Annotated in this window: 12 protein-coding genes and 1 pseudogene; 7 read left to right on the top strand and 6 right to left on the bottom strand. The window is 61.8% G+C overall.

Annotated elements, in window-relative coordinates:
• The first annotated feature begins 59 nt into the window (after positions 1–59).
• Complete coding sequence (locus NUH87_RS03355) at positions 60–1,646, top strand: RimK family protein (RefSeq protein ID WP_338524718.1); 1,587 nt, start codon at positions 60–62, stop codon at positions 1,644–1,646.
• A 208-nt stretch (positions 1,647–1,854) separates the two neighbouring features.
• Entirely contained in the window at positions 1,855–2,886 is a 1,032-nt protein-coding gene (ilvA, locus tag NUH87_RS03350) for a threonine ammonia-lyase, biosynthetic (RefSeq protein WP_338524717.1), read from the top strand.
• An 11-nt stretch (positions 2,887–2,897) separates the two neighbouring features.
• Here ilvA and eco read toward each other — a convergent pair whose 3' ends face one another.
• The gene (gene eco / locus NUH87_RS03345) at positions 2,898–3,377 is read right to left on the bottom strand and encodes a serine protease inhibitor ecotin (RefSeq protein ID WP_338524716.1); all 480 of its coding nucleotides are present in this window, start codon (positions 3,375–3,377) and stop codon (positions 2,898–2,900) included.
• Positions 3,378–3,803: 426 nt separating this feature from the next.
• Here eco and NUH87_RS03340 point away from each other — a divergent pair, with 426 nt between their 5' ends.
• Together NUH87_RS03340 and pgm are read left to right on the top strand one after the other, a co-directional pair.
• Positions 3,804–4,073 carry a DUF1652 domain-containing protein gene (locus NUH87_RS03340; protein WP_338524715.1) on the top strand — a complete coding sequence of 90 codons (270 nt, stop codon included), beginning with the start codon at positions 3,804–3,806 and terminating at the stop codon, positions 4,071–4,073.
• 161 nt (positions 4,074–4,234) lie between these two features.
• Positions 4,235–5,881, top strand: a complete 1,647-nt coding sequence (pgm, locus tag NUH87_RS03335) for a phosphoglucomutase (alpha-D-glucose-1,6-bisphosphate-dependent) (protein ID WP_338524714.1) — start codon at positions 4,235–4,237, stop codon at positions 5,879–5,881.
• Between the two features lie 71 nt (positions 5,882–5,952).
• On the opposite strand, the gene NUH87_RS03330 is transcribed toward pgm, so the two are convergent.
• A complete protein-coding gene (locus tag NUH87_RS03330; protein WP_338524713.1) occupies positions 5,953–6,651 on the bottom strand; it encodes a pirin family protein in 699 nt (232 codons plus the stop codon).
• A gap of 282 nt (positions 6,652–6,933) precedes the next feature.
• Here NUH87_RS03330 and NUH87_RS03325 point away from each other — a divergent pair, with 282 nt between their 5' ends.
• A complete protein-coding gene (locus NUH87_RS03325; protein ID WP_338524712.1) occupies positions 6,934–9,399 on the top strand; it encodes a UvrD-helicase domain-containing protein in 2,466 nt (821 codons plus the stop codon).
• 13 nt (positions 9,400–9,412) lie between these two features.
• On the opposite strand, the gene NUH87_RS03320 is transcribed toward NUH87_RS03325, so the two are convergent.
• Positions 9,413–9,703 (bottom strand): DUF1652 domain-containing protein, encoded by a 291-nt coding sequence (locus NUH87_RS03320; RefSeq protein ID WP_338524711.1) that lies wholly within the window; start codon positions 9,701–9,703, stop codon positions 9,413–9,415.
• 419 nt (positions 9,704–10,122) lie between these two features.
• Between NUH87_RS03320 and NUH87_RS31190 the strand changes: the two are divergent.
• Positions 10,123–10,929 (top strand): annotated as a pseudogene (locus tag NUH87_RS31190) (MCP four helix bundle domain-containing protein); the annotation flags it as partial.
• Entirely contained in the window at positions 10,924–11,787 is an 864-nt protein-coding gene (locus NUH87_RS31185) for a methyl-accepting chemotaxis protein (protein WP_422393970.1), read from the top strand. The pseudogene NUH87_RS31190 and the gene NUH87_RS31185, both read left to right, overlap by 6 nt.
• Positions 11,788–11,831: 44 nt before the next feature.
• Here NUH87_RS31185 and NUH87_RS03310 read toward each other — a convergent pair whose 3' ends face one another.
• The 3 genes from NUH87_RS03310 to NUH87_RS03300 all read right to left on the bottom strand — a co-directional run bounded on the left by NUH87_RS03310 (position 11,832) and on the right by NUH87_RS03300 (position 14,796).
• Complete coding sequence (locus tag NUH87_RS03310; protein WP_338524709.1) at positions 11,832–12,764, bottom strand: alpha/beta hydrolase; 933 nt, start codon at positions 12,762–12,764, stop codon at positions 11,832–11,834.
• 88 nt (positions 12,765–12,852) lie between these two features.
• Positions 12,853–13,794 (bottom strand): choline ABC transporter substrate-binding protein, encoded by a 942-nt coding sequence (locus tag NUH87_RS03305; protein WP_338524708.1) that lies wholly within the window; start codon positions 13,792–13,794, stop codon positions 12,853–12,855.
• Between the two features lie 150 nt (positions 13,795–13,944).
• Positions 13,945–14,796, bottom strand: coding sequence for an AraC family transcriptional regulator (locus NUH87_RS03300; RefSeq protein WP_338524707.1), 852 nt, complete (start codon positions 14,794–14,796; stop codon positions 13,945–13,947).
• Positions 14,797–15,138 lie beyond the last annotated feature (342 nt).

The raw sequence follows: 15,138 nt of genomic DNA, 5'->3' as shown, positions 1-15,138 counted from the left end.
ACTTTCAAAAAACTTCGTGCTTAATAGGAAGTGTCTTGTTTTTCATGGGGTCGGTTTCTATGTCAGCGGTACAAGGTCATTGGCGCGAAGTATCCGAGCAAACTTCACTGACAGCAATAAGCACGACAACTATTTTGTCTGCTGCAAATAACCCCGGTAGTCAGTTGGTTATTATCGTCGAGCGCAAGGAAGACTGGACCTCTTATTTTCCCAGCGAAGACATCGTCACCGCTCAGGAGTACCTTGAGCAAACCCGTGTGAGCGAGCCCGGAAAGCGCGTGCAGGTGATCAACCTGTGCCGTAGCTACAAGTACCTGGGCCACGGTTATTACTGCTCGCTGCTGGCCGAGGCGCGTGGGCACAAGGTCATTCCATCGGTGCGCACGATCAGCGAACTGACCCGCAAGGCGCTCTACGGACTGGCCCTTGACGATCTGGACAAAACCCTCGACAAGGCCCTGGGGCATCAACTTTACCAAGGCACCGAGGGGTTTACCCTGACCTTGTATTTTGGCAGTACGGTGATCGAGCCGTTACAGGACCTGGCGCGGCAGTTATTTGAAGTTTTCCCCTGTCCGATATTGCTGGTCGAGTTCAAGAAGAGCAACGCCTGGCATATCGAAGGGGTCAAGTCGGGGACCCTGCACAAGTTGCGCGAAGATCAGGAAGATCATTTCGCCCAGGCCCTCGACGGCTTCAGTCGCAAGATCTGGCGGGTGCCCCGTTCGCGGCGTCTGGCCCGTTATGACCTGGCGGTCCTGCACGATCCGCAGGAAACCCTGCCACCTTCCAACGCCCGGGCACTGGAGAACTTTATCCGGGTCGGCAAGGGCCTGGGCATCGATGTCGAATTGATCGGGAAAAAGGATTATTCGCGTATCGCCGAGTACGACGCCTTGTTGATCCGCGAGACCACCAGTGTCGACAACCACACCTACCGGTTTGCCAAGAAAGCCGAAAGCGAGGGCCTGGTGGTCATGGATGATCCGACCTCGATCCTGCGCTGTACCAACAAGGTGTACCTGACCGACCTGCTGAAGAGCCAAAAGCTGGGCATGCCCGCCACCGAGATTCTCTACAAGGAACGACCGGAGGACTTCGAACGGGTGGGTGAGCGACTGGGGTTCCCCCTGGTGCTGAAAATCCCCGACGGTTGTTTCTCCCGTGGCGTGATCAAGGTCGAAAGCCAGCAGGCATTGCTGGAGGCCACCGCCGAGTTGTTCGAACACTCGGTTCTGTTGCTGGCCCAGGAGTTTTTCTATACCGAATACGACTGGCGCATCGGTGTGCTCAATCGCATACCGATCTTCGCCTGCCAGTACTTCATGTCCAAGGGGCATTGGCAGATCTACAACCACAAGGCCAAGGGCCAGGACATCAACGGCGAATGCCGTACCCTGGCGGTTCACGAAGCGCCGCGGGCGGTGGTGGAGCTGGCGGTCAAGACCGCCAACCTGATCGGCGACGGCCTGTACGGCGTGGACCTCAAGCAGTCCGGCGACAAGGTGGTGGTGATCGAGGTGAACGACAACCCGAACCTGGATGCCGGCATCGAGGATGCCTATCTGCAGGATGACCTCTACGGCCTGGTGCTCGAGGAGTTCGTCCGGCGCCTGGAACTCAAGCGTCGCGGCCAGGCCTGGTAGGCAAGCGCAGTGATGCATCCGACCATTGACTTGGCCCTGGCTCCCGGATAACTTCGCTGCATGACTTCCGTCCAGCGTTTTTCTCAGCCAAGCATTATTACCGCCATTCCTTATCTGGCGGGCTGACCTGTATCTGTTACCCAAACCCGCCTCCGAGGCGGGTTTTTTCTTTCTGTCTCCGAGGCCAAACGATCACCCGGAGACCGCCATGACCCGTACCGTCACCACCCGCCTGGAATCTGCCACCGATACCCGTCTGCTCGGCGACTATGTGCGAAAGATCCTCGCCGCGCCGGTCTACGACCTGGCGATCTGTACGCCGCTGCAAGTGGCCCCGGCGCTGTCCCTGGCCCTGGGCAATCAGATCCTGCTCAAGCGCGAGGACCTGCAACCGACGTTCTCCTTCAAGATCCGCGGGGCCTACAACAAGCTGGCCCAGCTCAGCGAGGCCCAGCGTCGCTGCGGCGTGGTGACGGCGTCGGCGGGTAACCACGCCCAGGGCGTGGCCCTGGCGGCCCGGACCCTGGGGATCCAGGCGACGATCGTCATGCCCACCAGTACGCCGGAACTGAAAGTGCAGGGGGTGCGCAGTCGCGAAGCCACGGCCGTGCTGCAGGGAGAGAGTTTTCCGTTCGCCCTGGCCCATGCCTTGCAACTGGCCGAGGAGCGCGGCTACACCTTCGTCTCGCCGTTCGACGATCCGCAGGTGATTGCCGGGCAGGGCACCGTGGCCATGGAATTGCTCAACCAGCACCCCGGGCCGCTGGATGCGATCTTCGTCCCGGTGGGCGGTGGCGGGTTGATCGCCGGGATAGCCGCCTACGTCAAATACCTGCGGCCACAGGTGCGGATCATCGGCGTGGAGTCGGAACACTCCAATTGCCTGCAAGCGGCGCTGGCGGCCGGGGAGCGGGTGGTGTTGCCCCGGGTCGGGACCTTTGCCGATGGCGTGGCCGTGGCGCAGATCGGCGCGTATGGCTTTGAAATCTGCCGCGAGCATGTCGACGAGGTCGTCACCGTCAGCAACGACCAGTTGTGCAGCGCGATCAAGGATATCTACGACGATACCCGCTCCATCACCGAACCTTCCGGTGCGCTGGCGGTGGCGGGCATCAAGCAGTACGTGGCCGACCATGGGCTACGTGGCCAGACCCTGGTGGCGATCAACTCGGGGGCCAACATCAACTTCGACAGCCTGCGCCATGTGGCCGAGCGCGCAGCTCTGGGCGGAGCTGCGTGAGCCAGGAGGGATTACTCGCGGCTGGCGGGCTTGATCAGCTTGGACGGCGACCAGATCCGGTAACGGATCTCGATGTCGTCGGGGGCGTAGATCACCAACGGCAGCTTGCTGTTGTAGCGCAGCATGTAGCCTTCGCCGATCACCGGGACGAAGTCTTTTTTCGTCTTGCTGCCGGGTGGGCAGGCCATCAGGGTGGACACCGGCCCGGTGGCTTTCTCCAGGCGGTAATAGGAGTAGCTCCAGCCCTCGAGGTTTTTCTCGTCGAGGTTGCCGCCCAGGCGCTTCTGGTTGCAATCGATGGTCATGACCTTGCCGGCGATGATCTCGACCCGGTGATCGGAGTCCTTGGTCATCTTCGGCACGCGAATGACCGAGCGCGTGAAGCCGTCCTCGGCCTTGGGGAAGGGGGCCAGGTCCGCTTTGTCGGCGGCGAACGCGCCGGTGGTGGTGAGCGCCAGCAGGAAGGTTGCGGCGATAGTGGTCGAATTCATGAGCTCTCGTTGCCCTGTCATGAGGGGGACTCCCTCGTTTGATGGATGCGGTGGCGGCACGGTGCCGAATGACACTGGCGTTGGATGCCGGTCCAGGCCAGGGGCGTCTGCCACGATACCGGCAAACGGCATGACCCTAGAAGCCATTTAATGCATTTTGCACGGGCGCGCTGGCCCATTAGCGCTTTAACGCCTCGAATTTTCCAATAAACAATAATTCATCTTGTTTCGGCACATCGAGTGCATGGCGATTGTGTCGGATTGTCGGACGAATAACCTTAACGGTCTGTGTGAAAGGGCCTAATCTAGAAAACGGTGTCGTCCTCCATGGCCGGACCGGGCGCCCGCTTCAGACGCAGATGTGAATGGCTAACCCTGGCTGTTCTGCCAAAGACCTGGCCGTCTCACATAAAGGAGAGAGTCGCCATGCAAGTATTGTCCACGTTGGAATTACGCAACATCATCGAAAGCAGTTTCCTGCCCACGCGCTGCCAATGCAGCCTGGGAGCGGACGAGTCGTTGACGGTCAAGGTCTTCGATCGAAAATCCGAACGGGTGGACCTGGTGGTCACCGGCATCCAGGCTTCGACGCTGGACAGCAGCCGGGCCATTTCCGACCTGATCGCAGAACTGCGCTATGACCTGAAAACGCATCAGGTCGGCGCCCTTGGCGAAATGAAAGCCCGGGCGCGCTGACGCGCCGCATCATTGGCGCCCATCAAGGCACGCGCTTCCCCCATGGGAGCGCGTGTCCCATGGAAAATCTTCACGCCAACGGATAGAACCCTTAACCTCAGTGTCGAACTGCCAGTAAACTGCGCATCTTCCCCTGTACCATCCATCTCCAGAGGTTTTGCATGACACTCAGTCCTTTTGCGGGCAAGCCGGCACCGGCACAGTTGCTGGTCGATATCCCGCGACTGGTATCGGCCTATTACACCGGCCAGCCCGATGCGGCGATCTCCACCCAGCGCGTGGCCTTCGGCACCTCCGGGCATCGCGGCAATTCGTTCGAGCTGAGTTTCAACGAATGGCATGTCCTGGCGATCAGCCAGGCCATCTGCCTGTACCGCCAGGCCCAGGGGATCGACGGTCCGCTGTTTGTCGGTATCGACACCCATGCGCTGTCCACGCCGGCCGGCGCCAGTGCGCTGGAAGTGTTCGCGGCCAATGGCGTGGAAACCATGATCGCCGCGGGCGACGAGTACACGCCGACGCCCGCGGTGTCCCATGCGATCATCTGCTACAACCGCGGTCGCACCACGGGCCTGGCGGATGGCGTGGTGATCACGCCGTCCCACAATCCGCCGGAAAGCGGCGGCTTCAAATACAACCCGCCCAACGGCGGGCCGGCCGATACCCATGTCACCAAGTGGATCGAGGCCAAGGCCAACGAACTGCTGGGTAACCGACTGGCCGGCGTGAAGCGCGTGAGCTACGAGCAGGCGCTCAAGGCCGGCACCACCCATCGCCACGACTACCTCAATACCTATGTCGCGGACCTGATCAATGTCATCGACCTGGATGCCATCCGCTCCGCCGGCCTGCGCCTGGGCGTGGACCCGCTGGGCGGCGCCGGGGTGCGCTACTGGTCGGCGATTGCCGAGCACTATCGGTTGAACCTGGACGTGGTCAACACCGAAGTCGACCCGACTTTCCGCTTCATGTGCGTGGACTGGGACGGCAAGATCCGCATGGACCCGTCTTCCAGTCATGCGATGCAGGGCCTGATCGGTTTGAAAGAGCGTTTCGACGTGGCCTTTGCCTGCGACCCGGACCATGACCGTCACGGCATCGTCACCCCGTCCGGTGGCCTGTTGGCGCCGAACAACTACCTGGCGGTGTCCATCGACTACCTGTTCCAGAACCGTCCGCACTGGCGCGCTGACGCGGCGGTGGGCAAGACCGTGGTCAGCAGTGGCCTGATCGATCGGGTCGCGGCGCGCCTGGGCCGTCGCCTGTACGAAGTGCCAGTGGGCTTCAAGTGGTTCGCCGACGGTCTGTTCGACGGTTCCCTGGGCTTTGGTGGCGAGGAGAGCGCCGGGGCTTCGTTCCTGCGCAAGGACGGCAGCGTCTGGTCCACCGACAAGGACGGTCTGATCCCGGCCCTGCTGGCGGCGGAAATGACCTCGCGCACCGGTCGCGATCCGAGCCAGATCTACCGCGCCCTCACCGATGAGCTGGGCGAGCCGTTTTCCGTGCGGGTCGACGCCAAGGCGACGCCGGCGCAGAAGGCCCTGCTGAGCAAGCTGGCCCCGGAGCAGGTGACCTCCACGCAGCTGGCGGGCGAGTCGATCCAGCGCATCCTCAGTCATGCGCCGGGCAACGACCAGGCCATCGGCGGGTTGAAGGTGATGACCGAGAACGGTTGGTTCGCCGCACGTCCTTCGGGCACCGAGGACATCTACAAGATCTACGCCGAGAGCTTTATCGGTGACGATCACCTCAAGCGCCTGGTGGAAGAGGCGCAGGTGCTGGTGGATGGGGCGATTTCGCCGAGCTGATAAAACGCCCGCGACAAAAAAGGGTGAACGACGATTGTCGTTCACCCTTTTTTATTGAGCCGCTCAGCGGATCAAGCCAGGTCCACCAGAATGATTTCGCTGTCTTGCACGGCCGTCACCCGCAGCACCTGCTCATCGGCCACCGCGACCCCGTCGCGAGCCTCGGCGCGTAGGCCATTGACCTCTATCACCCCCGTGGCCGGCACCAGATAGGCGCGACGACCGCTGTCCAGGCGATACTCGGCGGTTTCCCCGGCCCTCAGGTTGGCCGCCACCAGGCGTGCATCGGCGCGAATCCGCAGGCTCTGGTCGTCGCCGGCCTTGCCGCTGGCCAGGGTAACGAAGCCTTCGCCACGTTCACCCTTGGGAAACGGCTTGGCGCCCCAGGACGGTGCCAGGCCGGCCTCGTTGGGAATGATCCAGATCTGGAAGATCTTGGTCGGCTTCGACTCCAGGTTGTACTCGCTATGGGCGATCCCGGTCCCGGCGCTCATGACCTGCACGTCACCGGCTTCGGTACGGCCCTTGTTGCCGAGGTTGTCCTGGTGGCTGATCGCCCCTTCACGCACATAGGTGATGATTTCCATGTCCCGGTGCGGGTGCTGTGGAAAGCCGGTGCCGGGCGCGATCACGTCGTCGTTCCAGACCCGCAGGTTGCCCCAGTTCATGCGTTGCGGGTCGTAGTATTCGGCGAACGAAAAGTGGTGGTGCGCATCCAGCCAGCCGTGATGAGCACCGCCCAGGGTCTTGAAGGGGCGAAGTTGCAACATGAGTCTTCTCCTGTTCAGGTTCGTCGTGGGCCGGCAGGAGCCAGGGCAGGACGGTAACCGGTGGTTGATGGCAGTGATCATCTATCAGATTGATATCGATAAAAAGCGTAAAAAATGCCTTAAAACAATCTATTCGTTAGATATGTATTCGGAAGCAATAGTTGTCGCCCAACTTTCAATTCGTCGCCTAAATGGCTGATCGACAAGCAATTGACTAGAACTCAGGACGCAATGGAGCGACCATAGGCCTTCCGCCCAGACCGTCGCCTACCTGGAGTCAGCGTGCCATCACCGACACCCGAACCGCCTGCCGAACTTTCCTCCCTGGCTCAACTGCCTCTGTTCAAGCGCCTGCTGGCCAAGCTGCTGGGTGGTGGGTTGAGTCGTCTTCGCGCCCAGCACGTGGCGTCCTGGTTGCAGGGCCAGGCCGACGGCTTCCGTAGCGGGCATGGCGCGGGCGTCGAGTACGGTTACAACGAAGGCCGGCTCGACGGCCTGGAGGAGGGACGCCAGGTCTTGCTGATCCGCGATACGCGTCCGCAGGAGCACCGCGCGCCCGGGGTCGACGATAACCTGTTCGACGATTGGCGCCTGCCGCTGACGGCCGAGTTGAAGAAACGTATCAAGGCCGATGTGGCGCGACTGCTGCCCGCACAGGCGCAGCCCAGCGCGGCGCAATGGAAAATGATCTTCAGCGACACGCCGTCCACGGCGGTGATTGCCGGCGCCGGTGCCGGCAAGTCCACTTCGCTGGTCCTGCGGATCCTGCTGCTCACCCACTACCTGGGCTTCGAGCTGGACGCGATGACGGTGGTGACCTTTACCCGTGAGTCGCGCAAGGACTTCATGGCCAAGCTGGTGGAGGTCATGGGCCTCTGGGGGCATGTGCTGAGTCCCCGGGACGCCCGGGAGGTGGTCCGCACCTTCCACTCGCGGATTCTGCCGATGGTCCGCAGCCTGCCGGGATTCGGCCAGTTGCAGGCGTTCGAGAACCTCAGCGAGCGCGGTCTGTTCGCTGACGAAGGTGCCGACAGCAACCCGTTCGATCTGCGTATCAACGACGCCCAACGCCAGCAACTCAATGCCTGCTATCACCGGCTGCACAGTGATAATCCGCGTTTCCGTGAAGTGCTGGTGCCGCTGTACAAACAGGCCTTGCAGCTGCGGGAGCTGGATCAGGACCACCCGGATGTGCGCAAGCGCATGGCGGTCACCGAGCTGGCATCCAAGCGCGACGAGGAACTGTGCGACACCCTGGAAGACCTGTGGTTTCGCGCGGGCGCCTGGCCGATTGCCGGGATCGAACCGGACCGTGAGGTCATCGAGATCAACGGTTCGCCGTTCCATTGCCACGGCTACATTCCTGAACTGGAAGCCTGGGTGGTCCTGGGCTTCGACCCTCGGGAGAATCCGCAGATCAGCCGTCCCGGGGCCAAGCTCACGGTGCGGGCCGAATGGGCGGTGAAGCGCACCCTGTTTCAAGCTTTCTGCCGTAAGCCTTTGATATGGCTTGAAAATTATGAATCAGCCAAATGCGTTCTGTCCTCTCTGGCCGGGGATGCCACGGCAGGTCCCGGCTTCGATTACAAGGTCAAGGGCGAACTGGCGTCCGCGCCGCTGCTCGACTGTTTCGTCATGGCGGCCGGTTTTATCGAGAACCTCGGCCTGGATGTGTCCGCGGCCGTGGCGCGGATGAGTTTCGCCCAGGACGATCCGGACCGCTTCTTCTTCGAGGCCCTGAGTCTGTTCTGGAAAGCCCTGGAAGCGCATCTACTGGCGCAGTCGCCGCCGATCATGACCTATAACCGCATGTTCTCGCTGTTCGGCGAAAACACCCCGGAAAACCAGGCGCTGCTCAGCGACGAGCTGTTGCGCCCGTTGTCGCACCTGATGATCGACGAGTTCCAGGACGTTTCACCGCAGATCGTCTCCTGGTTGCGGGCCAGCCTGCGGGAAATCCGTCGCCGTGGCCCGGCCATGCAAGTGGGCCGCGCGGCCCGGCATTCGTCGCTGTTGTGCGTGGGCGATGACTGGCAGTCCATCTACGGCTGGCGCGGCAGCTCACCCAAGTACTTCATGGAGTTCAACAAGCAATTCCCGTCGCCGGGGACCACCCGGGTGATGCTTAGCGACAATTATCGCAGTCACCAGCACATCATCGATGCCGCCGAGCATATCGTTCGCGCGGCACCGGCGATTGCCGGGAAAAAGGCCAAGGCCAGCGGCGAGCCGAAGGCGTTGTGGCCGGTCAATGTGCTGGATCGGGACGACGCCGGCTTGGCCACGCGTCTGGAGGAGCACTACCGGCGCGGCGAAAGTATCTTGATGCTGTTTCGAAAAAGTAGCGATAAGCTGCTGATTAATGAGCATATTTCGTCTGTAGTTAATGTTGATTCTAGCTTGCCTGTCGAGCAGCGCCGGCTCAGGCAACTGACCTACCACAGTGCCAAGGGGCTACAGGCCGACGTGGTGTTCCTGCTGGGCGATTGCCTGCACCTGACCCGCTCGCCGTACAAGAACCAGGTCTATCGCATGGCCGGGTTGGGCGATGACGGCGATGCCGAGGCCTACGACAACGCGCAGAAGGACGAAATCCTGAGGCTGGCCTACGTCGGCATCACCCGGGCGGTGAAACACTGCTACTGGTATCTGGACGGGCCGGAGGCCCAGGCCGGGAATGGGCCTAAAGCCTCGGATCGGATTGCGGGAGACAAGGCGTTCTTCGCCGATTTGCGCGTCAAGCCCTAGGCCCTGGCGGTCGTCAGTTGACGGCTCGCAGCCTTTTGGGGGGGACGGAGGATTCGAGTTCGTCTTCAATCGCCTCGATGATGCGCTCCACATCGGCAGCGTTCATCACCGTGGCGCAGGGAATGCCGGCGAGGGTGATCAGCGTTTCGCCACTGGCCCGGTCGAACAGCCGGGCGATCATGCTGTCCGGCGCGTCCATGCTGGCTTCGAAGCCCATGGGATGAAAATGCCAGCGCATCAGCTGGCAAGCGTTGGGGAAGGTCACCTTGCTGAAGACATTACTCATGTTGCCCACCTGTTTCATTGAGCGCTTCCTTTTGCTCGCGGGTAGGAACGGCACAACCTCATGGTCGCGCCAGTAGAGTGCATAAAAATAGCACCCGTTCAGCGGACCAGGAGCGCTTTTTCAGGCCGCTCGGTGATTGTTTGCGTGTAGTTTGATCTGCGTCTATTACATTGGTTCAAGTGCGTCATGTCCGACGACGATGATCTGCACCTGTATGTACAGTTGGTGGCGCATGGCCACAACTTCGAGTGGGCAAGGGTTTCGGTGTATCAATAGTGAAACACTTATTCGCACGCTACTCATAAGATCAAATATTTTTTCATTGCCCCCTGAATAAAGTCACAACACCTGCCGATAATCCGTTCAAGCCCGCCGTCGATAAGAAGAACGGGCCAGCACTGTCGGTATGGCCTTTTGCTATCTGGCACGTCTCAGGCATGGAAGCTAGTAGTCCTCAGTCTATTAGAGAGCAGCCCATGTCCCTACGAAATATGAATATCGCCCCTCGTGCCTTTCTCGGTTTTGCATTCATTGCATTGCTGGTGATTGTGCTGGGGGTCTTTTCCCAGACCCGCATGACGGTGATTCGTCAGGCGTCCATTGACATGGAAACCAATCAACTGCCCAGTGTGGGGTTTCTGGGCAACGCGCTCGAAGATGTATTGCGTATGCGGATTCTGTCCTTTCGCATACTGATCAATCGTGAGCCCGCAGCCGTGCAGGACGCCGAAACGCGCATCGCAGTGCTGGTGGACAAAGTTCGCAAGGACGTGAAAAGTTACGCCGATCTGCCTGCGGATGGGGAGGAGCTGGCCAAGTACAAGGAGTTCGCGGCGACGCTCGATACCTATCTCAGGGACCAGAACCAGATGGTGGAGTTGTCGCGACAGAACAAGATCGAGGAGATGCGCAGCCTGATCAACAACCAGATCAAGGCTGGCACCGACCTGATGGGCGAGCAGCTCAACCAACTGGTGGATATCAACAAGGCGGGTGCCAAGGTCGCCTCGAACCTGGCTGGCGAACAATACAGCAATGCCAGTACCGGCATCATCGTGGTTTCGCTGCTGGCGGCGCTGATGACGGTGTTGCTGGCCTGGTTGTTGACCCGCAGCATCGTGGCGCCGCTGAACCAGGCGGTCGCCGCCGCCGAGACCATTGCCGGCGGCAACCTGACCAAGGCCATTGCGATCGAGGGCAAGGACGAGCCGGCCCGTTTGCTGACGGCGTTGTCGGCGATGCAAGGCAACCTGCGCAAGACCATCGAGCAGATCTCGGGTTCAGCCACGCAGTTGGCGTCGGCGGCTGAAGAGCTCAGCGCCGTGACCGAGGAGGCTTCCCGCGGGCTGCAGCAACAGAACAACGAGATCGAGCAGGCTGCCACGGCGGTCAACGAAATGACCAGTGCGGTAGAAGAAGTGGCGCGCAATGCGGTGTCGACCTCGGAGGCTTCGCAGCAATCCAACCAGGCGGCGCTGGAAGGGCGCAACCGGGTGGTGGAGACAGTGGACGCGATTCAGGCCATGACCCGGGACGTACAAAGCACCTCGGTGCTGATGGAGGGCCTGGCGACCCAGGGCCGCGACATCGGCCAGGTGCTGGACGTGATCCGCGCGATTGCCGAGCAGACCAACCTGCTGGCCCTCAACGCCGCCATCGAAGCCGCGCGGGCAGGCGAGGCCGGCCGCGGTTTTGCGGTGGTGGCCGATGAAGTACGAGCACTGGCCCATCGCACCCAGCAGTCGACCAAGGAAATCGAGCAGATGGTCGCCGGGATCCAGAATGGCACCGGCCAGGCCGTGCAGTCGATGCAGCAGAGCAACCAGCGGACCCAGACCACCCTGGAGATGGCTCGTGCCGCCGGTGTGGCCCTGGAGCAGATCACCCACTCCATCAACCTGATCAACGAACGCAACCTGGTGATCGCCAGCGCGTCGGAGGAGCAGGCCCAGGTCTCCCGTGAAGTGGACCGCAACCTGGTGAACATCCGCGACCTGGCGTCCCAGTCGGCCGCCGGTGCCAACCAGACCAGCGCCGCCAGCCATGAGCTGTCGCGCCTGGCGGTGGACCTGAATGCGATGGTGGCGCGGTTCGTGATCTGACGCACTGCTTGTAGGAGCAAGCCGGCGAACGTCGACTGGCGCTCCTACAATCCGTTCAGATAGCGCCGTAGTTGGGTCAGCAGTTTTTCGTAGAGCAGATCCACCTCCGGCGCCATGCCCCGGGCCCGCAGGCAGCCATGCACCAGACCGTGGCCGGGATGGAAATCCACGGCTACTCCCGCATTCCTCAGGCGTTCGCTGTACTGCACGCCGTCATCGCGCAAGGGATCGAACTGCGCCACGGCGATGAACGCCGGGGCCAATCCCCGTAGATCCGTTGCCTGCAACGGCATTGCATAGGCCGAAGGCTTTGCCGAACCCGGCAGGTACAACGTGTGATAGCAGTGCACATCGCTGGCGCTGAGCAGCGGGGCGTCGGCGCATTCGGTGCGTGAGGGCAGCTCGTCGTCGCCGCCCAGTCCCGGATAGATCAGGGCTTGCAGTACCGGTTGCGCTTGCCCGGCATCGCGCAGGGCCAGGCATACGGCGGCGGCGAGGTTGCCGCCGGCACTGTCACCGGCAATCGCCATGCGGTGCGGGTCCAGTTGCCGGCTCGGGGCGCTGGCCTGTACGCCGCGCCATACCGCCAGGCAATCATCGAAGGCGGCGGGAAAGGGATGTTCCGGAGCGAGACGATAGTCGACGGCGATGACCACGGCGTTGAGCCGGGACGCAAGTTCGGCGGTGATGAAATCGTGGGAGTCGAGGTCGCCCACCACCCAGCCGCCACCATGCAGGTAGACCACGCCGGGCCAGCCATTGGCCGGTGGTGTCGAAGTCGGACGGTATTGGCGCACGGGCACCTGTCCGATCAGTTCGTCGTTGACGCTGATGCCTGCCGGACGTGCCGGAGTGAAGGCCCGGCACATCGTGCTGTAGCCGATGCGCAGGCCATTGATCGTGCTGTCCGGAGAGTTGAAGTCGAGGGTCCTGGCGACAAAGGCGCTGAGTTCGGGGGAAAGCGGGTAATCGGTCATGCGCAGTTTCAGCCGTGTTCCAGAGGTCAGGAAAACCTGTGGGAGCGGTGCGGCGATCCGACAAGCACCGCTCCTACAATGATTAGCGCTATTTCAGACTGGCCTGCACGGTCGCGACACCGTCCTTGCCGTCGACGCTGGTGACGCCGCTCAGCCACTTCTGCAGGTCTTCAGGGTGATCGCGCAGCCATTTCTTCGCCACGTCCTGGGGCGTCTGGCGCTCCATGATCGGCACCATCAACTGGCTTTCCTGGGCGGCGCTGAACGTCAGGTTCTCCAGCAGCTTGTTGACGTTCGGGCAACGCTGGGCGTAGTCCGGGGCGGTGACGGTGGACACGGTGGCCGCGCCTTCGTTGGGCCCGTAGACATCCTCGCTGCCGGTCAGGTAGGCAATTTTCATATTGATGTTCATCGGGTGCGGGGTCCAGCCGACGAAGACCACGAACTCCTTGCGGTTGACCGCCCGCTGCACCGCCGCGAGCATCCCGGCTTCCCCGGATTCCACCAGGTTGAAACCCTTGAGGCCGAAGTGGTCGGTGTCGATCATGGTCTTGATGGTGGTGTTGGCGCCGCTGCCGGGCTCGATGCCATAGATCTTGCCGCCGAGCTTGTCCTTGAACTTGGCGATGTCGGCGAAGGTCTTCAGGCCCGCGTCAGCCACGTATTGCGGCACGGCGAGGGTGGCCTGGGCGTCGGACAGGCTCGGCTGGGCCATGACCTTGACCTGGTTGGCGGCGACGAAAGGCGCGATGTTCTTGTCCATCGCCGGTTTCCAGTAGCCGAGGAAGATATCCAGGCGTTTGTCACGGATGCCGGCAAAGATGATCTGCTGCACGGCGCTGGTCTGCTTGCTTTCATAGCCCAGGCCGTTGAGCAGCACGTCAGCCATGCCGCTGGTGGCGATCACGTCGGTCCAGTTGACCACGCCCATGCGCACGGTCTTGCAGGAAGCGTCTTCGGAAGCGAGCACGCTGGTGCTCAGGAGTGCGGTACTGCAGAGGAACAGACAGCTGTTGAACAGTCTTTTCATGATACGCAGATCTCGCGGCAGGTCGTTTATTGTGGAGGCCGGTGTCTTCATGCACCGTCCGGCCACGTTACGCAGCCGCTTGAGGGCGAAAGCGCACCAGGGCGACCGGCTTTTGCACTGCGGCGACGTCCGGGCTTCCCGTGCGCCATTTCAGGTGTCCGGAAGATTTGAGCAGCGCTTGCGGTAGGCGGCGGGTGTCAGCCCATAGGCGCGCACGAACCAGCGGCCCAGATGACTCTGGTCGGCAAAGCCCAGGGCCATGGCGACGTTCGCCGGGGTTTCGCCCCGGGACAGCAGTTGCCGCGCCCGCGCCACGCGCAACTGCACCAGGTAGGCGTGGGGCGGCAGGCCGTAGGCGGCCTTGAAGGCGCGGGTCAGGCGGAAGCGGTCGACGCCGCAGGCTGCGGCGACTTCATCCAGGCTCAGGTCGTATTGCAGATGGGCGTGCAGGTACTCGCGGGCGATCTGCGCGACCCGCGGCAGACGCGGGTCTTCACGGTAGCGGGTGCGCCAGTGCAGATGGTCGGTGAGGCTGCCGAGCATCTGGTCCAGGGCGCTTTGCCGGACGATGCGCAATTCCCGGGTATGAATGGCCTGGAACGCGGCGCTGGTGGCCTGGGCCAGGCGCGTGTCGGTGGCCAGGGTGGTGGCAAAGCTCAGCTGGCTGCCCGCCGGGGCCTCCTCGAACAGCACGCTCAGTTCCCGTTCCAGCCACTGCGGGTCGAGATAGATCGTACGGTAGGTGAAGCCGCCTTCGGTGGGCGCGTCGCCGTCATGGATCTCGCCGGGTTCGAGCAGGAACACGTTGCCCGCCAGGCTCTGATAGCGGGTGCGACGGCAATTGAACTGCTGCACGCCTTGTTCGGTGACCCCCACCAGGTAGCTGTCGTGCCAGTGGGCATCGTAGGCATGGGTATGGCCCTGGAAACGCGCGCGCAGGGTTTCGATGCCGGTGTCCCGGTCCTGGGTCAGGTCGATCCAGTGGTTGGCGGTGCTGGACATGGGGTTTCCGGAGTGGTCAGTCATGCAGAGGGTCAGTTGACGCCCGCGGCCGGGTGTCAGTCTAGAAGATCCGTGCAATGGACGGGAGAGGGCATGCGCTGCTTGATCGTGACCAGGGGCGCGGCGTTAAAGGGCGAAGTTGTGCTGGATACACTTAGAACGAGTGGTCGACAATAAAACTTATAAGTAAAAAAGTGACCTGTTGGTCATTTAATGATGCACTTCACATATGCGTTCATATGGCTTGAAGTATTCCGGAAGTCTGCTTGCGGGTATGCGTCATTACTGTCGGAAAAAACTTTCACGACTCGGGCCAATGTTTGTAGGTGTTTTCGTTGTTTT

Origin of the sequence: Pseudomonas batumici (assembly GCF_036585405.1) — a bacterium.
Taxonomy (GTDB): Bacteria; Pseudomonadota; Gammaproteobacteria; order Pseudomonadales; family Pseudomonadaceae; genus Aquipseudomonas; species Aquipseudomonas batumici.
The sequence above is the reverse complement of the archived record's forward strand: the minus strand, read 5'-3'. Positions and strand labels throughout refer to the sequence as shown.